This window comes from Pseudomonas sp. UBA5568 (assembly GCF_002425525.1).
Lineage (GTDB): Bacteria > Pseudomonadota > Gammaproteobacteria > Pseudomonadales > Pseudomonadaceae > Aquipseudomonas > Aquipseudomonas fulva.
Genome location: NZ_DIMK01000048.1, coordinates 158,188 through 182,571 on the forward strand (window position 1 = coordinate 158,188; position 24,384 = coordinate 182,571).

At 61.4% G+C, this 24,384-nt stretch carries 25 protein-coding genes; 16 read left to right on the forward strand and 9 right to left on the reverse strand.

All coding sequences use genetic code 11. The annotated features are described in order from the left end of the window. Positions 1–36: 36 nt before the first annotated feature. A complete protein-coding gene (locus B2S33_RS15655; RefSeq protein WP_280078007.1) occupies positions 37–858 on the forward strand; it encodes a shikimate 5-dehydrogenase in 822 nt (273 codons plus the stop codon). Between the two features lie 60 nt (positions 859–918). Here B2S33_RS15655 and B2S33_RS15660 read toward each other — a convergent pair whose 3' ends face one another. After that, positions 919–1,161: a hypothetical protein gene (locus B2S33_RS15660; protein ID WP_027914709.1), complete on the reverse strand. Its 243-nt coding sequence runs from the start codon at positions 1,159–1,161 to the stop codon at positions 919–921. Between the two features lie 93 nt (positions 1,162–1,254). After that, positions 1,255–1,782, reverse strand: a complete 528-nt coding sequence (gene gloA, locus B2S33_RS15665) for a lactoylglutathione lyase (protein WP_028686986.1) — start codon at positions 1,780–1,782, stop codon at positions 1,255–1,257. Between the two features lie 298 nt (positions 1,783–2,080). On the opposite strand from gloA, the gene cobF reads away from it, so the two are divergent. Continuing rightward, on the forward strand, positions 2,081–2,887 hold the full coding sequence (gene cobF / locus B2S33_RS15670; protein WP_042139299.1) for a precorrin-6A synthase (deacetylating): 807 nt from the start codon (positions 2,081–2,083) through the stop codon (positions 2,885–2,887). Here cobF and B2S33_RS15675 read toward each other — a convergent pair. Continuing rightward, entirely contained in the window at positions 2,859–3,218 is a 360-nt protein-coding gene (locus B2S33_RS15675; RefSeq protein WP_027914711.1) for a response regulator, read from the reverse strand. The two genes, cobF and B2S33_RS15675, sit on opposite strands and share 29 nt — an antisense overlap. A gap of 235 nt (positions 3,219–3,453) precedes the next feature. Here B2S33_RS15675 and B2S33_RS15680 point away from each other — a divergent pair, with 235 nt between their 5' ends. Genes B2S33_RS15680 through B2S33_RS15700 form a run of 5 tightly spaced genes read left to right on the forward strand, consistent with a single transcriptional unit; the run spans position 3,454 to position 9,951 of the window. Beyond that, a complete protein-coding gene (locus B2S33_RS15680) occupies positions 3,454–6,918 on the forward strand; it encodes a response regulator (RefSeq protein WP_059184098.1) in 3,465 nt (1,154 codons plus the stop codon). After that, positions 6,915–7,736, forward strand: a complete 822-nt coding sequence (locus tag B2S33_RS15685; protein ID WP_027914713.1) for a CheR family methyltransferase — start codon at positions 6,915–6,917, stop codon at positions 7,734–7,736. Before B2S33_RS15680 ends, B2S33_RS15685 begins: the two co-directional genes overlap by 4 nt. Then, positions 7,733–8,308, forward strand: coding sequence for a chemotaxis protein CheB (locus tag B2S33_RS15690; RefSeq protein ID WP_027914714.1), 576 nt, complete (start codon positions 7,733–7,735; stop codon positions 8,306–8,308). The genes B2S33_RS15685 and B2S33_RS15690 overlap by 4 nt, the downstream gene beginning before the upstream one ends. Beyond that, the gene (locus B2S33_RS15695) at positions 8,302–9,528 is read left to right on the forward strand and encodes a hybrid sensor histidine kinase/response regulator (protein WP_110606793.1); all 1,227 of its coding nucleotides are present in this window, start codon (positions 8,302–8,304) and stop codon (positions 9,526–9,528) included. Before B2S33_RS15690 ends, B2S33_RS15695 begins: the two co-directional genes overlap by 7 nt. A 45-nt stretch (positions 9,529–9,573) precedes the next feature. Beyond that, positions 9,574–9,951 (forward strand): response regulator, encoded by a 378-nt coding sequence (locus B2S33_RS15700; protein ID WP_027914716.1) that lies wholly within the window; start codon positions 9,574–9,576, stop codon positions 9,949–9,951. 81 nt (positions 9,952–10,032) lie between these two features. Here B2S33_RS15700 and B2S33_RS15705 read toward each other — a convergent pair whose 3' ends face one another. Beyond that, positions 10,033–10,902: a DMT family transporter gene (locus tag B2S33_RS15705; RefSeq protein ID WP_288650624.1), complete on the reverse strand. Its 870-nt coding sequence runs from the start codon at positions 10,900–10,902 to the stop codon at positions 10,033–10,035. A gap of 124 nt (positions 10,903–11,026) precedes the next feature. On the opposite strand from B2S33_RS15705, the gene B2S33_RS15710 reads away from it, so the two are divergent. Both B2S33_RS15710 and B2S33_RS15715 read left to right on the forward strand, forming a co-directional pair. Continuing rightward, entirely contained in the window at positions 11,027–12,409 is a 1,383-nt protein-coding gene (locus tag B2S33_RS15710) for a PLP-dependent aminotransferase family protein (RefSeq protein WP_088522967.1), read from the forward strand. Between the two features lie 106 nt (positions 12,410–12,515). Continuing rightward, positions 12,516–13,940, forward strand: a complete 1,425-nt coding sequence (locus tag B2S33_RS15715) for an MBL fold metallo-hydrolase RNA specificity domain-containing protein (RefSeq protein WP_288650626.1) — start codon at positions 12,516–12,518, stop codon at positions 13,938–13,940. Here the strand turns inward: B2S33_RS15715 and B2S33_RS15720 are convergent. After that, positions 13,913–14,824 (reverse strand): LysR family transcriptional regulator, encoded by a 912-nt coding sequence (locus tag B2S33_RS15720; protein WP_027914720.1) that lies wholly within the window; start codon positions 14,822–14,824, stop codon positions 13,913–13,915. The two genes, B2S33_RS15715 and B2S33_RS15720, sit on opposite strands and share 28 nt — an antisense overlap. A gap of 94 nt (positions 14,825–14,918) precedes the next feature. On the opposite strand from B2S33_RS15720, the gene B2S33_RS15725 reads away from it, so the two are divergent. Continuing rightward, positions 14,919–16,088 (forward strand): MFS transporter, encoded by a 1,170-nt coding sequence (locus B2S33_RS15725; protein ID WP_059183111.1) that lies wholly within the window; start codon positions 14,919–14,921, stop codon positions 16,086–16,088. A 32-nt stretch (positions 16,089–16,120) separates the two neighbouring features. Here B2S33_RS15725 and B2S33_RS15730 read toward each other — a convergent pair whose 3' ends face one another. Then, positions 16,121–16,744, reverse strand: coding sequence for a glutathione S-transferase family protein (locus B2S33_RS15730; RefSeq protein WP_110606792.1), 624 nt, complete (start codon positions 16,742–16,744; stop codon positions 16,121–16,123). A 167-nt stretch (positions 16,745–16,911) separates the two neighbouring features. On the opposite strand from B2S33_RS15730, the gene B2S33_RS15735 reads away from it, so the two are divergent. Next, positions 16,912–17,214 (forward strand): DUF3077 domain-containing protein, encoded by a 303-nt coding sequence (locus B2S33_RS15735; protein WP_027914723.1) that lies wholly within the window; start codon positions 16,912–16,914, stop codon positions 17,212–17,214. A gap of 83 nt (positions 17,215–17,297) precedes the next feature. Then, the gene (locus tag B2S33_RS15740; protein WP_059183110.1) at positions 17,298–18,020 is read left to right on the forward strand and encodes a hypothetical protein; all 723 of its coding nucleotides are present in this window, start codon (positions 17,298–17,300) and stop codon (positions 18,018–18,020) included. 7 nt (positions 18,021–18,027) lie between these two features. Here the strand turns inward: B2S33_RS15740 and B2S33_RS15745 are convergent, their stop codons facing one another. The 3 genes from B2S33_RS15745 to B2S33_RS15755 all read right to left on the reverse strand — a co-directional run bounded on the left by B2S33_RS15745 (position 18,028) and on the right by B2S33_RS15755 (position 21,222). Beyond that, entirely contained in the window at positions 18,028–18,564 is a 537-nt protein-coding gene (locus B2S33_RS15745) for a WYL domain-containing protein (RefSeq protein WP_027914725.1), read from the reverse strand. 228 nt (positions 18,565–18,792) lie between these two features. Then, on the reverse strand, positions 18,793–20,646 hold the full coding sequence (locus B2S33_RS15750; RefSeq protein ID WP_027914726.1) for an ABC transporter ATP-binding protein: 1,854 nt from the start codon (positions 20,644–20,646) through the stop codon (positions 18,793–18,795). Between the two features lie 126 nt (positions 20,647–20,772). Further along, complete coding sequence (locus tag B2S33_RS15755) at positions 20,773–21,222, reverse strand: GNAT family N-acetyltransferase (protein ID WP_081783936.1); 450 nt, start codon at positions 21,220–21,222, stop codon at positions 20,773–20,775. A 219-nt stretch (positions 21,223–21,441) separates the two neighbouring features. On the opposite strand from B2S33_RS15755, the gene B2S33_RS15760 reads away from it, so the two are divergent. The 4 genes from B2S33_RS15760 (at position 21,442) to xth (ending at position 24,247) form a co-directional block, all read left to right on the forward strand. Further along, positions 21,442–22,347 carry a LysR substrate-binding domain-containing protein gene (locus tag B2S33_RS15760; RefSeq protein WP_280078009.1) on the forward strand — a complete coding sequence of 302 codons (906 nt, stop codon included), beginning with the start codon at positions 21,442–21,444 and terminating at the stop codon, positions 22,345–22,347. A gap of 84 nt (positions 22,348–22,431) precedes the next feature. Next, positions 22,432–23,136 (forward strand): SDR family oxidoreductase, encoded by a 705-nt coding sequence (locus B2S33_RS15765; protein WP_288650627.1) that lies wholly within the window; start codon positions 22,432–22,434, stop codon positions 23,134–23,136. 59 nt (positions 23,137–23,195) lie between these two features. Beyond that, entirely contained in the window at positions 23,196–23,438 is a 243-nt protein-coding gene (locus B2S33_RS15770; protein ID WP_023536082.1) for a hypothetical protein, read from the forward strand. After that, positions 23,435–24,247 (forward strand): exodeoxyribonuclease III, encoded by an 813-nt coding sequence (gene xth / locus B2S33_RS15775; RefSeq protein ID WP_288650628.1) that lies wholly within the window; start codon positions 23,435–23,437, stop codon positions 24,245–24,247. Before B2S33_RS15770 ends, xth begins: the two co-directional genes overlap by 4 nt. The last annotated feature ends 137 nt before the right edge of the window (positions 24,248–24,384 follow it).

The window sequence follows — 24,384 nt, forward strand, 5'->3', positions numbered from 1 at the left end:
CTCACTCACCGTCTGTACACCGCAAAAGGATCGTGTATGTCCCTTATACCCAGCCGGGATACCGTGCTGTGCATTTCCCTGGCAGGCCGTCCAGGGACCTTCGGTGTCCGCTTCCACAACCACCTCTATGAGCAGCTTGGCCTGGATTTCTATTACAAGGCCATGCGCACCGATGACTTGCCGGCTGCTGTAGCGGGCATCCGGGCGCTTGGCATTCGTGGTTGTGGTGTCTCGATGCCGTACAAGGAAGCGTGCATGGCATTGGTCGATGAAATTGACCCCTCGGCTGCGGCAATCGACTCCGTCAACACCTTGGTCAATACCGAGGGCCACCTCAAAGCCTATAACACTGACTACCTGGCAGTCCGGCAGTTGCTGACGCAGCACAAGGTGGACCCGGCCACGGCGTTCGCCTTGCGCGGCAGCGGTGGCATGGCCAAGGCGGTGGCCAGTGCGTTGCGTGACGCAGGTTTTGACGAAGGCATGATTGTCGCCCGTAACGAGCAGGCCGGGCGGGAACTGGCCGATGTGTGCGGCTACCGCTGGCTGCCCGAGCTTGGCGACCTTTGCCCGCCAATGCTGATCAACGTCACCCCGGTGGGCATGGCAGGTGGGCCGGAGGCGCAGCAGTTGGCGTTCAGCGAGATGGCAATTGCTGCGTCCGAGCGCGTATTCGATGTCGTGGCCATGCCCGCGCAAACACCGCTGATCAAGCTCGCAGAGCAGCTCGGCAAGCAGGTGATCACCGGGCTTGAAGTCATCGCACTGCAAGCGTTGGAGCAATTTGTCCTGTACACCGGGATCAGGCCAACGGCTGAACAGGTACAAGCTGCCGTGACCTACGCGCGTCAAGGCTGAGCCAGCTGCAGAGCCTGCGACATGCAGTGACCAGCAAGCAAAGCCGGGTCGCTGCAGCGATCAGCGCACCTGGGTGACTTGATCCAACTGCTTGTCAACCAGCGCACGGCCATACGCCAGCGACACATGCTGGGCATTGTCCAAGTCGCTGAAGAACTTCATGGGCATCGATAGCCGGCGGCTGACATGGCCGTCGGGCGCTGTGATCAGGCAGCCTGCCGCAAAGGGGAGCGGCGAGTCAGGATGAGGCATGACGCTGGCGGTGATGACGTGCTTGCGGTATTCACACTGGAGCGATTGCATGATCGGTACCTCGCTGTGGCAATGAAGCCTCTACTTCATATACCACAGCAAAGGGTATGCGGGCGGTCACCCGACAAGCGTGGCCTGTGAGCCTTAGGCTTTCACCTCGCCAGGCTGGATGACCTCGACCCAGTAACCATCCGGATCCTTGATGAAGGCCAGGTGGTTCATGCGTCCGTCTTGCAGGCGTTTCTGGAACGGCACGCCCAGGGCTTCGAAGCGGGCGCAGGCTTCACGTACGTCCGGCACCGAGACACAGATGTGGCCGAAGCCGCGTGGATCGGTATTGCCATCGTGGTAGGCGAAGTCGGCATCCTGTTCGGTGCCATGGTTGTGTGTGAGTTCGAGCACGCCCGGGATCGACTTCATCCACTGGTGGCGGGCATGGTCGTCCTCTGGGATCTGGGCAGGGTCGACCAGGGCCAGGAAGTACAGGCTGAAAGCAGCTTCCGGGAAATCACGCTTGTCCACCAGGCGGAAACCCAGTACGCGGGTATAGAAATCCAGCGACTTCTGGATGTCCTTGACCCGCAGCATGGTGTGGTTGAAGACGAATTGGGCAGTGGCAGCGTCAGGCTGTGCGGTGACGCCCGGAACGGTTTGCAGATCGTGCAAGCTCATGGAAACTCCTGAGACGGGGCCGGGTGCAAGGACCCGGCGAAACGGACAGGCTGCTCATGATACGGCAGTGAAACGATTGCGCAAATGAAAGCGCCCTGCTGAAGGCAGGGCGCTGGAATTAGAGGCCCGCGTGTGCGGGCGCGTGATGGGGTCGCTAGTCCGTTAGCTGTGTTTATGATGCCTATGGCGCTGTGAAAAAAGTGTGAAGCAAGTGTTGAGGTTTCATCATTGCGCCAACGCGAGCACATTCATGGCCAGTCGCCTTTTAGCGAGTGGGCGAAATGGCACGGGAGGGGAAATGATACAGGTACTGCTGATCGGCATTGGTGCTGGCGATCCTCGTCAGTTGACCTACGAAGCGGTCGAGGCGTTACGCTGCGTAGACGTGTTTTTCGTCATGGACAAAGGTCCCGAGGTCCAGGACCTTCTGGAGGTGCGCAAGGCGATCCTGCAGCGCTACCTACCCGACGACAGCTATCGCATCGTGCAGATTACCGACCCGCGACGCGCCAGGCAGGCTCCAGGGTATGCCGAGTCGGTCGATGTCTGGCACCGTCAGAGGGCCATGGCGTATGCCTCGCTGCTGCAGGCGCAACTGCACCCAGGGCAGACCGGCGCATTTTTACTGTGGGGTGAACCAGGCTTGTACGACAGCACGCTACGTGTGATGGAATTGGTCCGCGAGCAGGGCGTGTCGCTTGCTTTGAAGGTTGTACCAGGAATAAGCAGCATGCAGCTGTTGGCCGCCCGTCACCAGATCGCGCTCACACGTGCCGGTGAGCCGTTGATCGTGCTGCCAGGACGGCGGCTGGCGGATCTCGAACAAGTCGACAATGTTGTGGTGATGCTCGACAGTGCCTGCGTCTTTGCTGAGCTGTCCGATCCGGCGCTCACGATCTTCTGGGGGGCCTACCTGGGAACCGCAGACGAGATGGTGATCGCCGGGCCACTTGACGCGGTCAAGGCACGCATTGTGGAGGCCCGGTCAACTCTACGCAGGCGCAAGGGCTGGATAATGGACATCTACCTGCTGCGCCGTGAAGCACGCCCGACAACGGATTATCAAGCCGAACCAACTACCCCGCTTGATGGGCATCAAGGATAGAGGCCACCTTGTCTCGCAATTGGTCAATGGAGTAAGGCTTGCCAATTCTGTACATGCCTTCAGGCACTTCGACGTTGTCGCCATAGCCACTGGCGAACAGCACAGGAAGCCCTGGACGCAGTGCGCGTGCACGCTTGGCCAGGTCATGGCCATCCATGTCCGGCAAGCCAACATCGGTTATCATGAGTTCGAGCGTTTGGTCAGGATTTTCGAGTACTTTCTGTGCGGTCGTGGCGTCTTGCGCCTCGATCACGTCATATTTCAATTCGTCGAGGACCTCGACCATGAGCATGCGTACGATGTCGTCGTCCTCGACTACCAGAAGGGACATGGTTCAGATCCTGTCTTGTTGAATGTCTTTTGTTCTGTGCGTCGCCAGGGCCCAGAAGTTCCCGAAGAATACCTATCTGATCGATCCGATGGAACGATTGGAGCAGGTATGTTTCAAATGCTGGCTAAATGCCGGGCACGCTGATCAGGGCGTGCGCCAGGCCAGGGGCTGCCCCTTACTATAAGGAAAGATTGACCATGCTGTTCATGGACCTCATTTGCTCGGGCGTTTTCAGATGATACAAGCTGCCTCGATGGATCAACGTAGCTTTCGCAAGCTGTTGAGCCGCAACATCGGCCTGCCCCTGGGGCTCGGCCTGCTCGGTGCCGTGGCGTTCGTCGCCGTTATCAACTACCTGCTGTCTGCCATGCAGTGGGTGGAACATACCGACCAGGTGATCGGTAACGCCAACGAAACGCTCAAGCTCTCGATCGACATGGAAACCGGGATGCGCGGTTTTCTGATCACAGGCGATGAGCGTTTCCTAGACCCGTACGAGGTGGCCAAGCCCAGGATCTTCAACAGCCTGCAAAGCCTGCGAAGCATGGTCGAGGACAATCCCCAGCAGGTCGAGCGCATCGATCGGCTGATCGCGCTGCAGGGCGCGTGGAACGACTTCGGCAGCCAGATGATCGACCTGCGCCGCGCCGAAGGGGGATACCGAGAACTAATCGGTAACGGCCGTGGCAAACGCCTGACCGACGAAATCCGCAAGGAATTCGAGGACCTGATCGGCGCCGAGCAACAGCTGCGCATGACCCGTAACGAGACGGTCAGCACTGTCACCGTCGCGGGCATCATCACGTTCATTGTGTTGCTGGTCGGGCTCAGCGCATTGCTCGCCTACCTCGGACGCCGAGACCTGCTGGCCTTGTCCGACAGCTACACCAAGAACTTGCAGGCCCAGCAGCGCGCTGCAGAGCGACTGGAGCATCAGGCCTGGCTGCGTAACGGCCAGACCCAACTGGCCCAGCAGGTGCTGGGTCAATTGTCCTTGCCCATGCTGGGTGACAAAATCCTGCGGTTCTTCGCTGCCTACCTGGGCAGCGTGGTTGGCGCCGTGTATGTGCGTGATGAACATGGCCGCCTGGTGCGGGTGGCTAGTTATGGGCTCGAAGCCCAGGAACAGGCCCGCGAGCAGGTGCTGGGTGATCATCACGGCTTGCTGGCACAAGCGGTGCGTGAAGAACGGTTGATCCGCCTCGATGCCTTGCCGGAAGACTATTACCGGTTGGCGTCGGGCCTGGGCAAGGGCCTGCCTCGCAGCGGCCTGATCGTGCCGGCCACCGAGGACGGTCAAGTTAACGGTGTCATCGAGCTGGGCCTGCTGCGCCCCTTGCAGGACCGCGACGCGGAGATGCTCGAGCGTGTGGCGGGCAACCTGGGCATGTCCATCGAAAGCGCCCGCTACCGTCAACGCCTGCAGGAAGTGCTGGCCGAAACCCAGCAGCTCAACGAAGAGCTACAGGTCCAACAGGAAGAGCTGAAAACCGCCAACGAAGAACTCGAAGAGCAGTCCCGGGTGCTCAAGGAGTCCCAGGCTTACCTTGAGACCCAACAGGCGGAGCTTGAGCAGACCAACGAGCAATTGTCCGAGCGCACCGATGCACTGGACCTCAAGAACGAGGAGCTTAGCCGTGCACAGGCCGAGCTTCAGGCTCGTGCCGATGAGCTGCAGCGTTCGAGCAAGTACAAGTCCGAATTCCTTGCCAACATGTCCCATGAGCTGCGCACGCCGCTCAACAGCTCGCTGATCCTGGCCAAGCTGCTTGCCGAGAACGGCGAAGGCAACCTGAGCCAGGAGCAGGTCAAATTCGCCGAGTCCATCTACTCGGCGGGCAATGACCTCCTTAACCTCATCAATGACATTCTGGACATTGCCAAGGTCGAAGCCGGCAAGCTTGAGGTGCGCCCCGAAACGACCCACGTCGATCGGCTGGTCGAGGGCTTGCGTGACATGTTTACGCCACTGGCCTCTCAGAAGGGGCTGGGCTTCGAGGTTACAGCGGCCGAGCACGTGCCTGCGACCTTGTTCACCGATCGCCAGCGCCTGGAACAGATCCTCAAGAACCTGTTGTCCAACGCCATCAAGTTCACCGAGCGTGGTCAGGTCAGCCTGAATATCGGCTACCAGCCCGAGGCCGGCATCGTGTTCGCGGTGCGCGACACCGGGATTGGCATCGCGCCCGATCAGCAGCAAGCCATTTTCGGTGCATTCCACCAGGTCGATGGCACCAGTAACCGCCGCTATGGGGGCACCGGGCTGGGCCTGTCCATCTCCCGCGACCTGGCCCGCCTGTTGGGCGGGCAGATCACCGTACAGAGCACGCCGGGCCAAGGCAGCGTATTCAGCCTGGTACTGCCAGAGCGCCATGATGTCGACGAACAGCCCGTCGCGCCGCTTACCCTACGCCCTGCGGTGACTGCGTTGCCATCGGTCATCCAGCCGCCAGCAGCGGCGGCCAAACCGCCGATCCTGGCCTTCACCGATGACCGCGAGCGGGCGCCGTTCACCAACCGCTGCATTCTGGTCATTGAGGACGAGCCAAACTTTGCCCGTATTCTCTTCGATCTGGCCCATGAACTGGGCTACAGCTGCCTGGTGGCCCATGGCGCCGACGAGGGCTTCGAGCTGGCTGCTCGGTTCCTGCCCGATGCCGTACTGCTGGACATGCGACTGCCGGACCATTCCGGCCTGACCGTACTGCAGCGCCTGAAGGAACAAGCCGAGACGCGGCACATCCCGGTGCATATCATTTCGGTCGAGGACCGCGTCGAAGCAGCCATGCACATGGGCGCAGTCGGTTATGCGGTCAAACCCACCAGCCGCGAAGAGCTCAAGGAAGTCTTCGCGCGCCTGGAAGCCAAGCTGACCCAGAAGCTCAAGCGTATCCTGCTGGTAGAGGACGATGACCTGCAGCGAGAGAGCATTGCCCGGCTGATCGGCGACGAAGACGTCGAGATCACCGCTGTGGGCCTGGCCCAGGAAGCCTTGGCACTGCTGCGCGAAAACGTCTACGACTGCATGATCATCGACCTCAAGCTGCCTGACATGCTCGGTAACGAGTTGCTCAAGCGCATGACGGCTGAAGATATCCGCGCGTTCCCACCTGTGATCGTCTACACAGGTCGTAACCTGACGCGTGAAGAGGAGGCCGACCTGCTCAAGTATTCGCGCTCGATCATCATCAAGGGCGCACGCTCGCCCGAGCGTCTGCTCGATGAGGTCACCCTGTTCCTGCATAAGGTGGAATCGCAGCTGTCCCATGAGCGTCAGCGTATGCTCAAGACGGCGCGAAGCCGCGACAAGGTATTCGAAGGGCGCAAGATCCTGCTGGTGGACGACGATGTGCGCAACATCTTTGCCCTGACCAGTGCCCTGGAGCACAAGGGGGCCATCGTCGAAATCGGCCGCAACGGCCGCGAAGCCATCGAACGCCTCGAACAGCATGAGGATATCGACCTGGTATTGATGGACGTCATGATGCCGGAAATGGATGGGTTCGAAGCGACCCGGCTGATCCGCCAGCAGCCTCGCTGGCGCAAGCTGCCGATCATCGCCGTGACTGCCAAGGCGATGAAGGACGACCAGCACCGCTGCCTGCAGGCCGGCGCCAATGATTACCTGGCAAAGCCCATCGACCTGGACCGCCTGTTCTCGCTGATACGTGTGTGGTTGCCGCAACTGGAGCGAATTTGATTAGCGAACGCAATACCGACATCGAGATCCGCTTGCTCATCGAGGCCATCTACCTCAAGTACAGCTACGATTTCCGCAATTATTCTGGCGCTTCGATCAAGCGCCGGATCCTGCATGCCCTGCGCCAGTTCGACTGCCAGACCGTGTCTGCACTTCAGGAGCGGGTACTGCATGACCCTGGCATGTTCATGCAGTTGTTGCAGTACCTGACGATTCCAGTCAGCGAGATGTTTCGCGACCCTGGCCACTTCCTTGCCCTGCGCAACGAAGTGGTTCCGCTGTTGCGCACATGGCCATCGATAAAGATCTGGATCGCCGGCTGCAGCACAGGCGAGGAGGTGTATTCGATGGCCATCTTGCTGCGCGAGGAGGGTCTGCTGGAGCGCACCATCATCTACGCCACCGACATCAACCCGCACTCGCTGGAAAAAGCCAAGCAAGGCATCTATTCCATGCCAAGCATGCGCGAGTATGAAGAAAACTACAGGTTGGCCGGTGGGCGACGCGACTTCTCCGATTACTACACTGCTGCTTACGGCAACGCCATCATGGACAGCACCTTGCGTGAGCAGGTGACCTTCGCCGATCACAGCCTGGCCACCGACAGTGTGTTCTCGGAAACCCAGCTCGTCTCGTGCCGCAACGTGCTCATCTATTTCGACAAGGTCCTGCAGGACCGCGCCCTGGGCCTGTTCCATGAGTCCCTTTGCCACCGGGGTTTTCTGGTGCTGGGCAGCAAGGAGTCGGTTGATTTCTCGGCCTACAGCCAGCGCTTCGAGCCCTGGGTCAAGCCTGAACGGATCTACCGCAAGTCATGAAGGGCATACAAGCTGTCGTGATCGGCGCCTCGGCGGGCGGTGTGACTGCCTTGTTCAAGGTGCTCGGCGGGTTGCCAGGGGCGTGCAAGGTGCCTGTGGTGTGCCTGTTGCATCTGCCCGAGGACCGGCATAGTCATCTGGCTGAAGTGCTGCAACGTCGCTTGGGCCGACCAGTGCTCGAGGCACGCGACAAGCAGCCTTTGCAAGACGGCGGTATCTTCGTGGCGGGCCCTGGTTACCACCTCTCGGTAGAATGCGACTTCACCCTTTCTCTGAGCCAGGAGCCGGCGCAGCACTTTTCCAGGCCTTCGATCGACTACCTGTTCATGTCGGCAGCCGATGCCTATGGCGCGGCACTGCTGGGCATACTGCTCACTGGCGCAAATGAAGATGGCGCCCAAGGCCTTGCGTACATCAAGAACAGCGGCGGCCGGACCATTGTCCAGGACCCTCGCGATGCACAGGTCGCGCTGATGCCGGAGGCCGCTTTGGCCCTGCATCGTCCCGACCATATTCTTCCTTTGAGTGGTATCGAGCAGTTGCTTGGTACTCTGGAATCCAGCGCATGTTAAGCCAGACCATCGCCAAACTGCTGATCGTCGACGATCTGCCAGAAAATCTCCTGGCCCTCGATGCCCTCATACAGGGTGACGATCGCGAGGTGCATCAAGCCCAGTCCGCCGAAGCGGCGTTGTCACTGCTGCTTGAGCACGAATTCGCCTTGGCCATCCTGGATGTGCAGATGCCTGGCATGAACGGTTTCGAGCTGGCCGAGCTGATGCGCGGTACCGAAAAAACCCGCAACATCCCTATCGTGTTCGTGACCGCGGCTGGGCGCGAAATGAACTATGCCTTCAAGGGCTACGAAAGCGGCGCCGTGGATTTTCTCTACAAACCGCTCGATACCATGGCGGTCAAAAGCAAAGTGTCGGTTTTCGTGGATCTCTACCGACAACGCAAAGTGCTCGACCAGCAACTGCAAGCGCTCGAGCGCAGCCGGCAGGAGCAGGAGGCCTTGCTGGATAAGCTGCAAAGCGCGCGCTGCGAGCTGGAGCACGCCGTGCGGATGCGTGACGATTTCATGTCCATCGTTTCCCATGAGGTGAGAACGCCTCTGAACGGTTTGATCCTGGAAACGCAACTGCGCAAGCTGAACCTGGCCAGGGGCAATCTGGAGGCTTTCAGTGAGGAAAAGCTCAAGGCCATGGTCGAGCGCGACGAGCGTCAGATCAACAGCCTGATACGGCTGATCGAAGACATGCTCGACGTGTCACGCATCCGCACCGGTAAACTCTCACTGCGCCCGAAGCTGTTTGACCTCAGCCAACTGGTACGGGGGCTGGTGGAGAACTTCACGGCGCAAGCGATCGCGCTGGATACCCGAATCGACCTGCACTGTGACGGGTGCCTGGCTGGCGAGTGGGACGAATTTCGCATCGAGCAAGTGCTGGCGAACCTGCTGTCCAACGCCCTGCGCTATGGGGAGCGCAAGCCTGTACACGTACGGGTGTTCGAGCTGGACGGCATGGCATGCGTGCAGGTGCAAGACAATGGCATTGGCATTGGTGCGGCCAACCAGCAGCGTATCTTCCAGCAGTTCGAGCGGGTCTCGAACCATAAGGCGACGGGTGGCCTGGGGCTTGGGCTCTATATCTCCGAGCAGATCGTACAGGCCCACCGCGGGCGTATTCTGGTCGAAAGCGAGGAGGGCCAAGGTGCCACGTTCACCCTGCAATTGCCGTTGGGCGTGTGCGAACAACAAAACGATCAGGCGCGGGCAACCTCTGCGTGAGCCCGGGGTCTGATGGCAAACTGCAAGAATTTCCAAGGTTTCGATATGAGTGAAGATGCACAAGATGTGGTGCTGGTCGTCGAGGATGAACCGGCTATTCGCATGATTTTGCGGGACTACCTGGCCGGGGAGGGGTACCACGTGCTGGTAGCCGAAGATGGCGAGCAGGCGTTTGCCATCCTGGCCAGCAAGCCGCACCTGGACCTGATGGTGACCGACTTCCGCTTGCCCGGTGGCATCTCAGGCGTGGAAATCGCTGAACCCGCAGTCAAGTTGCGGCCAGACCTCAAGGTGATCTTCATCAGCGGCTATCCAGCGGAGATCCTGGAGTCCGGTAGCCCGATCACCCGCAAGGCGCCCATCCTGGCCAAGCCGTTCGACCTCGACACATTGCATGACAAGATCCAGACCCTGCTGCGCTGACAGCGGCAGGTTAAACCAAAGCGGGTGGCCACTGGTTCAGCAATCAGTGGCCTGGTTCCAGTTCCACCGCAGGATTGAGCGTCAATGGGCGAACCGCTTGGCCCCGGCAACACACAGCACCGCACCCACCGTCACCGACACCATGGCCCAGCTCACCTGCTCGTGCAGCAAAACTGCTGCCAAACCCAGCCCAATGAAGGGCTGTACCAACTGCAATTGGCCGACCGCCGCAATCCCGCCCTGGACGAGCCCGCGGTACCAGAACACGAATCCGATGAACATGCTGAACAACGAGACATAACCGAAGCTGAACCAGGCAGAGGCGCCGACTTGCGTCAGGTTCGCCATCGTGGGCATGGTGATGACCGCCAACACCAGCATCGCGGGCAGCGCGAGCAACAACGACCAGCTGATGACCTGCCAGCCGCCCAATGTGCGAGACAGTCGTGCACCTTCTGCATACCCCAGTCCGCATACCACGACTGCCGCGACCATCAACCCATCACCCACTATCGAAGCCTGCCCTGCATAGGCCGATGCATAGCCCGCCACCAACCCGGCACCTGCCAACGAAAATGCCCAGAACAGCGGCCTGGGACGCTCGCCGCCGCGCAGCACGGCAAAGCCGGCGGTGCACAGCGGCAATAGCCCCACAAATACGATGGAGTGGGCGGAGCTGACGTGCTGCAAGGCCAATGCAGTCAGTAGCGGAAACCCGACCACGACGCCGAGCGCTGTCACGGCCAGGGATGGCCAATCGCCTCGTCGAGGCTGGGGCTGACGCAGCAAGATCAGGCAACAAGCACCCACCAACGCGGCAATGGTTGCCCTTGCGCAGGTCAGAAAGGTGGGTTCGAACGCTGCCACTGCCACGCGCGTTGCGGGCAAGGAGCCTGCGAAAATGACCACGCCGATAAAACCGTTGATCCAGCCGCTTTCTGTTCTCTGCATCTCGCACTCCTTGTCGTCAATGAAGCCAGTACAACACCGATGTGCGCGCAGACGCCATGTACAATCCAGTACAGTTTGGCGGAACTGTTAGGTATTGATGGGCAGTACAGGTGGGAAGAATCCAGTGAAAGAGCACAGCACGCGCATTGCAAAAGTCATGGCTGAAATCCATGCCCGCATCGCGGCCCGTACCTATTTGCCCGGTGCGCGGATACCTTCAGTGCGGGCAATGGCGCAGAGCATGCAGATCTCGGTGTCGACCGTGGTCGAAGCCTACGAACGACTGGTGGCCGGAGGGGTACTCCATGCCCGCCGTGGCGCCGGGTTTTATGTGGCAGGGGGCGCGGCGCCCTTGGTGCTGACCGAGCTGGGGCCCAAGCTTGAGCATGAGGTCGATCCACTGTGGATCTCTCGCCAGGCGCTGGAACCCGCTGGCGCCCTGTTGAAACCTGGCTGCGGCTGGCTTCCTGCGCACTGGATGTTCGAGGCTGGAGTGCGCAAGGCGCTCCGGGCTACGGCGCGCTCGCAAGCCGAGCAGGTGGTTGAGTACGCATCGCCGCAGGGCCATCGGCCGCTGCGCGATTTTCTGTCGCGGCGACTGGCCGGCTTTGGCATCGACGCACCGGCGGAGCAGGTCATGCTCACCGAGTCCGGCACGCACGCCATCGACCTGATCTGCCGTTTTCTGCTCCAACCTGGTGACACCGTACTGCTCGACGATCCCTGTTATTTCAACTTCCATGCCTTGCTCAGGGCCCACAGTGTCAACATCGTCGGTGTGCGTCAGACCCCTACCGGCCCGGATATCGATGCATTCGGTGCTGCCCTGGCGGCGCATTCGCCACGGCTCTACATCACCAATTCCGGCATTCACAACCCAACAGGTGCCTCCCTGTCACCGGGCACTGCGCACCGGCTGCTCAAGCTCGCTGAGGCCTCGGGCCTGTTGATCGTCGAGGACGACGTTTTCGCCGATTTCGAGCATACGCCAGCGCCCAGGCTCGCAGCCTTCGATGGCCTGGCCCGGGTCATCCAGATTGGCAGTTTCTCCAAGACCGTCTCCGCTTCGGTCAGGTGTGGGTATATCGCCGCACGTCATGACTGGATCCAGAGCCTGGTCGACCTGAAGATCGCCACCACCTTCGGAGGCGGTCGTCTGGCAGCGGACATCGTTCACCATGCGATCACCAGCAGCGGCTACCGCAAGCACATGGAGACCGTGAGGATGCGCCTTGCCATCGAAAGGGACAGAACGGCTGAAAAGCTCAAAGCGCTCGGCATCATTCCCTGGCTGATGCCACAGGCAGGGCTGTACCTGTGGTGCCGTCTGCCGCAGGGCAAGGACGCGGCCGCGTTGGCCAAGGTGTGCTTGAACAATGGCGTGGTGTTGGCGCCTGGGAACGCGTTCAGCCAGTCCCAGACGGCAGGCGATTATGTGCGTTTCAATGTTGCGCAGTCAGCCGACGGGAAAATCTACGAGGTACTGGCGCGGGCTCTGAATGCCTGAGCCTTGCGCCTGGGTAGGCCCGCGAACCCTGACGCCCGAGCTTTTCTGAACCCTCGTCAATCGGGCAGTGCCCAACGTTACTCCAGGCTCAAGCAGGCTAGCCATCATGGACCACCCAGAAATCATTCATCACGGCGCCCGGGAGGGCGTGACCGGCTCCTGCCATCAAGTCTGGATGGACCAGACGGCCAGCTTGCTGATCGACTGCGGCGCCTTTCAAGGCGAGGACGAAGATCAAGGCGGGGAGGGCTTGGCCCTCGACTTCGCCATCGATGGCGTCAAGGCCCTGATCGTGACGCATGTACACCTGGATCACGTTGGGCGAATCCCTCATCTGCTGGCTGCGGGTTTCGAGGGACCGATCCTGTGTAGCGAACCGTCAGCTCAGTTGTTGCCCATCGTACTCGAAGACGCGTTCCGGCTCGGTATCAGTGACGATCCCGAGCAACTGGAACGCTATCTCAAGGTTGTGGAGCAGCGCACCATCGCATTGCCCTACGGCAACTGGTTCACGCTCCACGAAACCGAGGCTGCCCACTGCAAGGTCAGGCTGCAACCGGCCGGCCATGTGCTGGGTTCGGCGTATGTGGAACTCGACATGCAAAGGCCAGGCGCGACTGCCCAACGGGTGGTCTTCAGTGGTGATCTGGGGGCGCCGCACTCGCCACTGTTGCCAGACCTGACGGCTCCCGAGCGGGCTGACCTGCTGATTCTGGAAAGCACCTACGGTGACCGTCGGCATACCGACCGGAAGCACCGGCGTGAACGCTTGCAGGCCGTCATCGAGCGGGCGCTGAAAGACCAGGGTACGGTGCTGATCCCTTCTTTCTGCATCGGCCGCACCCAGGACTTGCTCTACGAGCTAGAAGAAATCCTCCACGAGCACGAATTGGCGGGAAACGATCAGGCCAACAGCGGCCCGGAAGTGGATTGGCCACACTTGCCGATTATTCTCGATTCACCGCTGGCTAGCCGCTTCACGCAGGTCTACAAGGGCTTGCAAGGGTATTGGGACGAATCGGCCCAGGACCGTATCAAGGAAGGGCGCAAACCCCTGTCCTTCAAGCAACTGATCACCATCGACAGCCATGAGGAGCACCAACGCATCGTTCAGCACCTGGCCGAAACGGCTCGGCCGGCGATCGTCATCGCGGGCAATGGCATGTGCTCGGGCGGGCGTATCGTCAACTACCTCAAGGCGATGCTAGGTGATGCCCGGCACGATGTGGTCTTCGTCGGTTACCAGGCCCATGGCACACCTGGCCGGGACATCCTGACCCACGGCCCGGAAGGCGGGTACGTCATGCTGGACGGCGAACGCATAGACATTCGTGCCGGGATCGAGCGTGTGGAGGGCTACTCAGCCCATGCCGACCAGGCGGATCTGGTCGGTTTCGTCACGCGAATGCAGGTTTGGCCGTCGCATATCCGCCTGATACACGGAGAGCCTGAGGCCAAGCAGTGCCTGGCCGGCGTTCTGCAAGCGCGCTATCGCGAGAGCGGTCACGAGGGACGTGTGCACATCCCCTGATGGTTAGCGACTAGAAAGTCCACGAACACCCGCACGCGTGCGGGCATGTTCGGTCCACCGGCGAAAACGGCGTGGATGGGCTCTCGGTCACCTGGATTGAAGGCCTCGAACAGTGACACCAGGCGGCCGCTGGCCAGGTCATCGGCGACGGTGAAGGTGCCTATCCGCGCGATGCCTGCGCCCAGCCTGGCCAACTGGGCCAGGGCTTCGCCACTGCTGCACTCGATGTTGCCGCTTACCTTCAGTGCGAACTCGCGACCGTCACGCACGAACGGCCAGTCCGACGTGGCTCGCCTGAAGTTGAATCGCAGGCAGTTGTGCTTTGCCAGGTCCTCGGGTAGCAAAGGGGTGCCCCACCGGCTCAGATAGTCTGGCGAGGCCACGACCACCTGGCCCGTTTCATCGATTTGCCGAGCATTCAGAGAGCTGTCTGGCAGCGTGCCGAAGCGCACAGCCACATCGGCCTGGCCACCGAGCACATCAACGACTTCGTCACTCAGGGTCAGGTCGACCAATACCTGCGGGTACTGCACGCTGAACGCCGCCACCAAGGGGACGATGCGCAGTCGGCCGTGCCCAAGTGCAGCGCTGACGCGAACTCGACCACGGGGCACGCCCTGGTCCGTAATGGCCTGCTCCACCTCCTGAAGGTCGGTCAGCACGCGGCGTGCCCCGCGTAGATAAGTCTCGCCTTCGGGTGTGAGGGTAATCGCGCGCGTGGTACGCAGCATCAGCCGTGTTCCAAGACGCTGCTCGGTGCGCGCCAGTATGCGGCTGACGGCAGAGGGTGTCAGGCCCAATGCACGGGCGGCTGCCGACAGGCTGCCTGCTTGCGCCACCTGGGTGAACACCTCCATCTCACCTGATCGTCCTGTCAGATCCATTTGTGCCTCGTACGCAAAGGTGGTTCGCACAATCGCTATCTAGTGCCTTGGTGAAACAGATCGTAGCATTCACGGCACAGATAAGGAGTTAGCCATGCGTATCAATCCACCCCTTGTAGCACTCGCCATGGGCGCGTTCGGTATCGGGGTTACCGAGTTTGCTCCCATGGGCATGCTGCCCAGCATTGCCACTGACCTGGGTGTGTCCATTCCGGCCGCTGGTCTGCTGGTCAGCGCCTATGCACTGGGTGTGCTGATCGGCGCCCCGCTCATGACCCTGGCAACCGTACGCGTACCGCGCCGATACCTGCTGATCGGGCTGATGGCCATCTTCACCTTAGGCAACCTTATGTCGGCCCTGGCCAGCGATTACGCCAGCCTGTTGGTCGCACGGGTAGTGACCTCCCTCAACCACGGCGCCTTCTTCGGTATAGGTGCCATCGTCGCGGCCAGCGTGGTGCCCGCCGAGAAACGTGCCGGCGCCGTGGCCGCGATGTTCATGGGCCTGACGCTGGCCACCATCGGCGGTGTCCCCCTGGCAACCTGGTTCGGCGAGTTGCTCGGCTGGCGCACGGCGTTCTGGGGCATAGCCGGGCTCGGCCTGGTGGCGATGACCACGCTGTGGTATGCCTTGCCCAATGTGCCATCGCCCAAGGGCGACGGTGCGCTGGCCGAGATACGCGTGCTGACACGTGGGCCTGTGTTGGCAGCCTTGCTCCTGACCGTGGTGGGCTCCAGCGCGATGTTCACGGTGTTCACCTACATTGCGCCCATCCTGCAAAACGAAGCCGGCGCGTCTACCGCATTCGTCACCTCCATGCTGGTGCTGTTTGGTGTTGGCCTGACCCTGGGTAACGTCTGGGGCGGCAAAGCGGCGGACCGTTCCGTGGATCGAACCCTGATTGTCTCGCTCGCCATATTGATCGCGGTACTGCTGGTGTTCCCACTCGTAATGGGCTCATCCCTGCTTACTGCCGGCGCCATCCTGGTCTGGGGCGCAGCCAGTTTCGCCCTGGTTCCGCCCCTGCAGATGCGCGTGATGGAGGCGGCCAAGGATGCACCCAACCTGGCCTCGGCCGTGAACATCGGTGCTTTCAACCTGGGCAACGCCATCGGCGCTGCATTGGGGGGCGCCGTGATCAATGGCGGCCTCGGTTACTCGGCCATCGCGCTGGCGGGCGCAGGCACCGCAGCGCTGGGCTTGATAATGGTGCTGACGTTCGCCTGGCGTGGTCGTCACCAGGTTACCCAGGTCGCGGCCTGAGGCATGCGCCTTCGCGAAGGCTGTGCTAGCTGTCAAGGCGTGCCGTTACGCCCATGTTCGTGATAGGCCGGGCGCTCGCTCAGGCGCTCGTAATAATCGCGTAGGGCAGGCAGGTGAGGGTGTTCGAGCGGCGTTTCGAACCAGCGGTTGACCGACAGGCCTATGGGAATGTCGGCCAGGGTGAAGTCACGCCCGGCTACATAGGCGCCGGTGCGTGCCAACTGGCGCTCGAGAATGAGCATATTGCGCCCCCAGTCGGCACAGGCGTTGGCCAGGGCATGCGGGTCTTGATGGGCGGGGGAGTGTCTGACCAGCGACAGGAACGCGTAGCGCCAGGATGCGTTCAGGTCCGAAGCCTGCCAGTCGATCCATTGGTCGATCCTGGCCCGAGTACGGGCCTCCCCCGGGTAGAAGGCTGCTGGGCCATAGCAATTGGCCAGGTAGCGAATGATGCTGTTGGACTCCCACAAGGTGAAGTCGCCGTCCTGGATGACCGGCACCATGGCATTGGGGTTGAGCGCCAGAAACGCTTCGCTGTCGGTAGCCTGGAAGCCCGTTCCCCAGTCCTCCCGCACGAATGGGACCTGGAACTCCGCGCACGCCCACAGTACCTTGCGTACGTTGATCGATGAGGCTTTGCCCAGTATGCGCAGCATGTTGACATCCTTGTAGGCGGAGCTTCGATCCTCGGTGACCGACGGCAAACGGTCAAGAGGTAGCGATCGTGTAGGCCCTTTCTGAAATTGCGCGCAGGTACTTGCTGCTCGTTGTGCTCAGGGAAGCACCTGCCTAGTCTCGGCTCTCCAGACAGGGAGCAAACAGCATGGACAATGACATCACCAGACCCCCCCAAGGCCCCACCGTGGTCAACGCAACCCGTCGATTCGCGAGCGCCGGTACCGACCTGGTCCAGATGAAGCCAGCGTTGCCCTTGCGTACTGCCTTAGTGGAAGCATCCGTCATCATGGGTTGCATCACCGAGCTTACCCGCAAGGCCATCGACAAGCCTGCAGACCGCAAGAACGCAATGCTCGCCACCTGCTACCTGGCCGCAATGGCCAAGGCCCTCATCGACGGGCAATTACAGGCGTTGCGCCATGTTCGTGAGGACGATGTCGAACGATAGCGGTCAGGCGCTTGCTTGGGGGCCGCGAACTTGGCACCCTTGGCGGCGCGTATCGCCTGTAACTCGACAAAAGGAAGAGTGCATTGAGCTGGGACAAGGTGGGGAAACTCCTCGTAGCCGTTCTGATCGGGCTAGCGGCCCTGTTGTTCGTCTACAAGGCAGTGATGGGCAACCCGCGCCTGGAAGCGTCGCTGACCTACGCGTACCTGACCTATCCGGGACAGTTCAGCGAGCGTATCAGCAAAGCCAGCGAGCAGCTCAAGTACGAGCAGTTGAGTGCACGCATAAACACGATCGGCCAAGGTCAACTGAGCCGCGACCAGGTCGACCGGCTGGTCGAGATGGCACAGGCGCCTTATGCCCAGCTGTTTGCAAAACCTTTCGAGGCCGGCCTGGTAGACCACCGGACCGGCTTGCTCATCGAGTTGCAGAACACCGGCAATGCCCCCGTGGATCAGGTAAGGATCCGCTTGCCCTCCAAAGGCCTGGTGCAGATCCGGGATTCGGCCGGCAATGACACCTTGCTCGAGGCGGCCACCGCTCAGCTCGAGATCCCGGCGATCGAGGCCGGCGGCTCCAGCAAGGTCTGGGTGTATTTCGATGCTGACTATTCGCAGATTCGCCAGAGTGGGGTAGGCATCAGCTATGCCGAGGGGACGGCGGATGTGCAGGTGTATCAGTCGGTCGCCGGCTTCCCGGCCTGGGCTGCCCGCTACAGCACAGAGCTGATGGGGCTGTTGATTGTAATGGGGTTGAGCGTGTTGGCACTGGGTTACGCCTGCCTGTCCCGCCGGCGGCCGGCCTAGGCATTGCTCAAGCGCCGGTGTCGTGCAGTGCCAGGCTCTGACGCAAGTGCTCCAGCAAGGCCAGGCGCACCGATTGCGGCCCCTGAACGCGGATCGCTCCGGCCTGGGACAGCAGCCAGCCCATCAACGCTCGATCATCCGCTACCGTTGTGACCAGGATGGCACCGCCGTTGGGCAGGCATGTGAGGCGCATACCTGTGCCCAGCGGATGCATCTCCAGATGATGGTAGAGCGACTCGTCCACCCAGGCGTGCAATTCCACTTGAGCGGGCGCATCCCCTGGCGCGGGCGGTGCCCCATCGCGCAATTTGCGTCCGGGCTGCCAGTGCCAGCTATACGGCATGCACGCGCTGTTGCACTGCAACGGGAACAGCCCTGCCAGCTCCACCAGGTCACGCTCGACCGTACGCTTGGTCGTGGCATGGCCCGCGCTCGACAGTGCCGCCTGTAACTGCGTGCAGCTCATGCCGGGATCGCGGCCCGGAAGGAGCTTGAGGAGTTCCCACTGGCGGGCGATGGTGTGACGCGATGACTGACTGGGCAAAGGCTCTTCCTTGAGGGGCAGACAATGAATGCCTAACTGGTGGCTTTAAGCTACCGGAGGATACCGTTTCGCAGGTTTTGAACCAAGTCATTCATACCCGTGAGGCAAGCGACGAGCGCAAACGGTGTCTTCGTACTTGCAACGCCATCGCCCCCGATCAACGACACAGGGGCGATGGGTTAACGCTCGAACATCATCTGTCCAGGCAACGGGTCAGCGTGCGCCCACTCAGTTGAGCGCGTGCGCCATACCCTGGTCTTCGCCAAGGAAACCACCGCTCTGGTGCTGCCACAGGCGCGCGTAGGTGCCGTTTTTCTCGAGCAGCTGGGCGTGGGTGCCTTGCTCGATGATGCGCCCTTCATCCATCACGATCAGACGATCCATGGCGGCGATCGTAGACAGTCGATGGGCAATCGCAATTACAGTCTTGCCCTCCATCATCTCGTCCAGGCTTTCCTGGATGGCGACCTCTACCTCCGAATCCAGTGCACTGGTTGCCTCGTCAAGCAGCAGGATAGGTGCGTTCTTGAGCATCACCCGGGCGATGGCGATGCGCTGACGTTGCCCACCGGACAGCTTGATACCGCGCTCACCGACCATGGTGTCGTAACCGGTGCGGCCCTGTTGGTCGCTGAGCTGGCTGATGAACCCGTCGGCTTGCGCATCGCGGGCGGCGGCCTGGATTTGCGCGTCGGTGGCGTCCGGCCGTCCATAGGCGATGTTCTCGCGTATGGTGCGATGCAGCAGTGACGTATCCTGTGTCACCATGCCGATGGCGCTGCGCAGGCTGTCCTGGGTGACCTTGGCTACATCCTGGCCATCGATACGGATCTGGCCACTGTCCACGTCGTAAAAGCGCAGCAGCAGGTTGATCAGCGTCGACTTGCCAGCACCGGAGCGGCCGACCAGGCCCACTTTCTCACCCGGCTTGATGTCCAGACTGAGGTCGGTCAGTACCTGGCGCTCACCGTTGTAGTTGAAACTGACCTTGTCGAATGTCACTGCGCCACCACGGGTCACCAGAGCGGTGGCGTCCGGGGCGTCCTGCACTTTCGGACCGCGCGTCAGGGTGGCCATGCCGTCCTGCAGTGTGCCGATATTTTCGAACAGTGAGGTCATCTGCCACATGATCCAGTGCGACATGCCATTGATGCGCAGGGCCATGGCAGTGATGGCCGCCACAGCGCCGGTGCCCACTTGGCCCTGGTGCCACAGCCACAGCGCATAACCGCCTGCACCAAGGATAAGCCCTACCACCAACGCCTGGTTGACGATCTCGAACTGGCTCACCAGACGCATCTGCCGGAAACCGGTCTGCTTGAAGTCCTCCATGGCCGCTCGGGCGAAATGGGCTTCGCGCTTGGAGTGCGAGAACAACTTGACTGTAGTGATGTTGGTGTAGGCGTCGGAAATGCGCCCGGTCATCGACGACCGCGCGTGGGCCTGCTCTTCGCCTACTGCGCCCAGGCGTGGAACGAAATAAACCATCGCCAGCCCGAATAGCACCAGCCAGGCAATGAACGGCAGCATGAGTTTCAAGGCAAAGCCGCCGGCCAGGGCGATGATGGCGATGAAATAAACGCCAATGCCGGGCAGGATCTCGATGACCGTGAACAGCACCTCGCGCACGGCCAGTGCAGTCTGCATGACCTTGGTGGTGACGCGCCCTGAAAACTCGTCGGAGAAGAACGACAGGCTCTGGCGCAGCATCAGCCGGTGAAAATCCCAGCGCAGTCGCAGCGGCAGGTTGATGGCCAGCACCTGGTGCTGGACCATGGTGCGTAGCGCCACCAGGCCGATGCTGATCACCAGCACGATGCCAATGCCCCACAACACGTGGCTTTCCTGGGCGGCAGCGGTGTCGCCGGCCTGCCAGGCTGACAGCAGGTCCACCACCTGGCCGAGGAAGCTGAACAGCCAGGCTTCGTAGAGGGACACGCTAGCGCTGAGCAGGGCCAGCGCAAGAATGTAGCCGCGCGCTCCACGGGTGCACGCCCACAGGAAAGGCATGAGGCCAACGGGGGGCGGCGGCACCTCATCGGGAGGGAAAGGGTCGAGCCTACGCTCAAAGATACGAAGCATGCAGTGTCTCCGGAAAAACGAATGGCGTGGCTGCCCTGGTACTTCACCAGCAGTGCCCGCCTTTACATAGACACAATGAGTGTCCATCTGATCAAAAACTTCAGCGCCATGGGCCTGCGTGAGGCTTCACATGCTCAAGACCTTTTGCATTGGCTGGTAAATCAGCCCCGCGTGCTCCCCAACTTCACCTGCCTGGCTGAAGCCATAACGCTGATAGGCCGCCACCGATGGCAGCGACGCGCTTACCGTAACCGTCTGGCTGCGGGCATGGCCGAGAGCGGCCTCGATCAAGCGTCGGCCGATACCCTGGCGCTGACGAGCGGGGCATACGAAGAGCATTGCCACATGACGGCCTTGCTTGAGTTCGACCAGCCCCGCAAGCCTTCCTTGGACCTCGCACACCAGCATGAGGTTGTCACCTTGCAATCGCTCTGCAAAGGCGTTCACGCTCGCCACTTCGGTGAATGTCGTGATGGCCTGCGCAGGCAAAAGTGGCGCTACCGAATGCATGAACGAAGCCATGCACAGAGCATTGGCCTGATCGAGTTCATGGCGATAGAGGGTGCGTATTTGCATGCTGACGGTCCGTGTGGGCAAGCGGTGAGCTAATAGTACCAGCGCTTCTTTCTGGCAATTGCAAAGGAGTGTATTCGTGCCTGCTTGAGCGTGCAGCCGGAGAGTTGCTGATCGATTCCATATCACCAGGCGAGTACCCAGTCCTGGACGCTCATCGACTTCCTGCACGGATGGGGCTAGCCTCGTGCCAACCTGCCCAGCCTGGATCGCCTACCCCCTATGCCTGCCGTTTTTTCCGAGTTGCCGTCCCTTGGCGCCCTGCGGGTGTTCGAGGTCGTGGCGCGGCATCTCAATTTTGGCCTGGCCGCCGAAGAGCTGGGTGTCACCCAGCCCGCCGTGGCCCAGCAGATTCGGGGGTTGGAACGCGCCTTGGAGGTACGCCTGTTCGAACGCCTGCCTCGAGGCCTGGCATTGACCGACGCTGGCCGCGGGTATAGCGAGACCGTGCGTACGGCAATGGCCATGCTCGATGAGGCAACGCGCCGGCTGCGCCCTGCGCCTTCCCATATCACCGTCAGCGTGACACCCACTTTCGCCGCCAAGTGGCTGATCCCCAGGCTCGGTGGACTGGCCGAGCGCTACCCGACATTGGATGTGCGAGTACTGGCCACCGATCGTCTGTCGCATTTTCATACCGACGGCGTCGACCTTGCCGTGCGTTACGGGCGGCCACCTTTCGGGCCAGGGCTTGAGCAGGCACTGTTGATGGGTTCGGAGATCATCGCGGTGGCGAGCCCCACCCTGGTAGCGGCGCTTGGCCCGCCTGAAGACTTCGCAACACTGGAGCGCTATGTAGCTCTGTGTGATGCCCACGACTTGTGGCCGTCTTATCGCGCCCAGGTCTATCCCGGTCACCCCGCCGTTGGTGCAAGGTCAGTCCAGTTCAACCAGACATCACTGGCCATTGACGCGGCCATTGGCGGGCAGGGCATTGCGCTGGCAGAACGCGCCTTCGTGGCTCAGGAGATCGACGCAGGGCGCCTGGTCCAGGTTGCCGAATCGCATCTGCGCCCAGACAAGGCGTTCTACGTGGTGTGGCCACGCAAAGCTCGAGACGCGCAGCAGCTGCAGTGGGTCATCGACTGGCTCAGGTCAGACGCAGGCGATAGAAAAACTACTGGCTGACGCGTTGGGAGCTATCTCCCTCGCTTCTCTGCCCCTTGGTAGCCTGGTTCCTGTACCCACTCTATGCCCATCACAGGAGGCAGCATGACAAACGAAAAGGTTGCAATCATTACCGCAGGTGGCAGCGGGATGGGCGCGGCGGCGGCCAGGCGCCTGGCCGCCGATGGCTACAAGGTCGCGATTCTTTCGTCCTCTGGCAAGGGAGAGGCCTTGGCCATGACGCTGGGCGGGCTGGGCGTGACGGGGAGCAACCAGTGCATGGAGGACCTCGAGCGGCTGGTCGAGGCAGTCATGCAGCGGTGGGGCCGCATCGACGTGCTGGTCAACAGTGCTGGCCACGGGCCTCGGGGGCCTGTGCTGGAACTGAGCGACGCCGACTGGCATGCCGGCATGGAGACCTACCTGCTCAACGTCATCCGGCCGACACGCCTGGTCACGCCGGTGATGCAGCGCCAGGGCGGCGGGGTCATCGTGAATATTTCCAGTGCCTGGGCCTTCGAACCCAGTGATCTGTTTCCCACTTCCGCCGTGATGCGTGCCGGGCTCGCTGCGTTCAGCAAACTTTTCGGCGATACGTATGCACGTGACAATGTGCGCATGAACAACGTGCTGCCGGGGTGGATAGACAGCTTGCCGGCCCTTGAGCAGCGTCGCGACAGCGTGCCGCTCAAGCGCTATGGCAGCAGCGACGAAATTGCCGCCACGGTCGCGTTTCTGGCAAGTGACGGCGCCGCCTACATCACCGGGCAGAATATCCGGGTCGACGGTGGCGTGACGCGAAGCGTCTGAGTTGAACGATGCGCTCAAGGCAGGCTCACAACCCCAAAGGGTTTCACAGGAGCAGTGCGATGAGTATCGAACGCAGTATCCCTGAACTCGCGGCCTGGTACGCGCAGTACGACGACATCAGCTACCGCCGTGAGTCACCCGATGCCTACCACCATGAACTGGTGCGTACCGCCGAAGCGTTGCGTGACGATGGCATCATCGATTGGGACGATTGGCTGGCGCTCAAGGCCTTGGCCGACCAGGCGCATGTGCATGCCCTCGAAGATGCCGTGCGCGCCCATGTAATCGACCCTGACACATGAAAGCGCTCAGGATTGCCACATTCAACATCAACGGCATTCGCAGCCGGCTGCCTGCACTGCTGGCCTGGCTCGAACGTGAAAAGCCCGATGTGGTCTGCCTTCAGGAGCTCAAGGCACCCGACCATCAGTTCCCGGGTAAGGCTCTGGAAGCCGCTGGCTACGGGTATCTGCACCTGGGCCAACCTGCCTGGAACGGAGTGGCGATCCTGGCGCGCGGCAGCGAGCCGCTCGAGGTACGGCGAGGCTTGCCGGGCATGGAGGACGACACCCAGAGCCGCTATCTGGAGGCAGCGGTGCATGGGGTGTTGATAGGGTGTTTGTACCTCCCCAACGGCAACCCGCAACCAGGTCCGAAGTTCGACTACAAGCTGCGTTGGTTCGAATGCCTGATCGAGCATGCCCGGCAGTTGCTGGGCAGTGGTCACCCCACCGTCCTGGCCGGTGACTTCAATGTCGTGCCCACGGACCTGGATATCTACGACTCCAAGTCCTGGCAAAAGGATGCGCTACTGCAACCCGAATCGCGCGATTGCTTCGAGCGTTTACTGGCCAGCGGCTGGATCGATGCTATCCGGCACCTGCATCCGCAAGAGCAGGTGTTCACGTTCTGGGACTACTTCCGCAACCATTGGGCGCGCAATGCGGGTCTGCGCATCGATCACCTGCTGCTCAACCGGGACCTGGCGCCGTACCTCAAGCGAGCGGGCGTCGATGCCTGGGTGCGCAATGAGCCCAAGGCCAGTGACCATGCCCCGACCTGGATCGAGTTGGGGAGTCGGCGCAGCCGCAAGTCGGCTGGAGTCAGCTAATAAGGTCAGGAGCTCAAGCGCCTGATTGCACGATCCTATACGCATCTTTCCAGCTGCCCTGTACCCCATCCATCATCTCTTGAGTTCCCCTATGGGAGCGGTCCGATGCCCCGGCAAGGCCGCTTGTGTCTTGATTA

What these genes read in the sequence shown, in the direction of transcription:
- B2S33_RS15655 (WP_280078007.1), top strand. Translation starts at nt 37, where the DNA reads ATGTCCCTTATACCCAGCCGGGATACCGTGCTGTGCATTTCCCTGGCA.
- B2S33_RS15660 (WP_027914709.1), bottom strand. Translation starts at nt 1,161, where the DNA reads ATGCAATCGCTCCAGTGTGAATACCGCAAGCACGTCATCACCGCCAGC.
- gloA (WP_028686986.1), bottom strand. Translation starts at nt 1,782, where the DNA reads ATGAGCTTGCACGATCTGCAAACCGTTCCGGGCGTCACCGCACAGCCT.
- cobF (WP_042139299.1), top strand. Translation starts at nt 2,081, where the DNA reads ATGATACAGGTACTGCTGATCGGCATTGGTGCTGGCGATCCTCGTCAG.
- B2S33_RS15675 (WP_027914711.1), bottom strand. Translation starts at nt 3,218, where the DNA reads ATGTCCCTTCTGGTAGTCGAGGACGACGACATCGTACGCATGCTCATG.
- B2S33_RS15680 (WP_059184098.1), top strand. Translation starts at nt 3,454, where the DNA reads ATGATACAAGCTGCCTCGATGGATCAACGTAGCTTTCGCAAGCTGTTG.
- B2S33_RS15690 (WP_027914714.1), top strand. Translation starts at nt 7,733, where the DNA reads ATGAAGGGCATACAAGCTGTCGTGATCGGCGCCTCGGCGGGCGGTGTG.
- B2S33_RS15695 (WP_110606793.1), top strand. Translation starts at nt 8,302, where the DNA reads ATGTTAAGCCAGACCATCGCCAAACTGCTGATCGTCGACGATCTGCCA.
- B2S33_RS15700 (WP_027914716.1), top strand. Translation starts at nt 9,574, where the DNA reads ATGAGTGAAGATGCACAAGATGTGGTGCTGGTCGTCGAGGATGAACCG.
- B2S33_RS15705 (WP_288650624.1), bottom strand. Translation starts at nt 10,902, where the DNA reads ATGCAGAGAACAGAAAGCGGCTGGATCAACGGTTTTATCGGCGTGGTC.
- B2S33_RS15715 (WP_288650626.1), top strand. Translation starts at nt 12,516, where the DNA reads ATGGACCACCCAGAAATCATTCATCACGGCGCCCGGGAGGGCGTGACC.
- B2S33_RS15720 (WP_027914720.1), bottom strand. Translation starts at nt 14,824, where the DNA reads ATGGATCTGACAGGACGATCAGGTGAGATGGAGGTGTTCACCCAGGTG.
- B2S33_RS15725 (WP_059183111.1), top strand. Translation starts at nt 14,919, where the DNA reads ATGCGTATCAATCCACCCCTTGTAGCACTCGCCATGGGCGCGTTCGGT.
- B2S33_RS15730 (WP_110606792.1), bottom strand. Translation starts at nt 16,744, where the DNA reads ATGCTGCGCATACTGGGCAAAGCCTCATCGATCAACGTACGCAAGGTA.
- B2S33_RS15735 (WP_027914723.1), top strand. Translation starts at nt 16,912, where the DNA reads ATGGACAATGACATCACCAGACCCCCCCAAGGCCCCACCGTGGTCAAC.
- B2S33_RS15750 (WP_027914726.1), bottom strand. Translation starts at nt 20,646, where the DNA reads ATGCTTCGTATCTTTGAGCGTAGGCTCGACCCTTTCCCTCCCGATGAG.
- B2S33_RS15755 (WP_081783936.1), bottom strand. Translation starts at nt 21,222, where the DNA reads ATGCAAATACGCACCCTCTATCGCCATGAACTCGATCAGGCCAATGCT.
- B2S33_RS15760 (WP_280078009.1), top strand. Translation starts at nt 21,442, where the DNA reads ATGCCTGCCGTTTTTTCCGAGTTGCCGTCCCTTGGCGCCCTGCGGGTG.
- B2S33_RS15765 (WP_288650627.1), top strand. Translation starts at nt 22,432, where the DNA reads ATGACAAACGAAAAGGTTGCAATCATTACCGCAGGTGGCAGCGGGATG.
- B2S33_RS15770 (WP_023536082.1), top strand. Translation starts at nt 23,196, where the DNA reads ATGAGTATCGAACGCAGTATCCCTGAACTCGCGGCCTGGTACGCGCAG.
- xth (WP_288650628.1), top strand. Translation starts at nt 23,435, where the DNA reads ATGAAAGCGCTCAGGATTGCCACATTCAACATCAACGGCATTCGCAGC.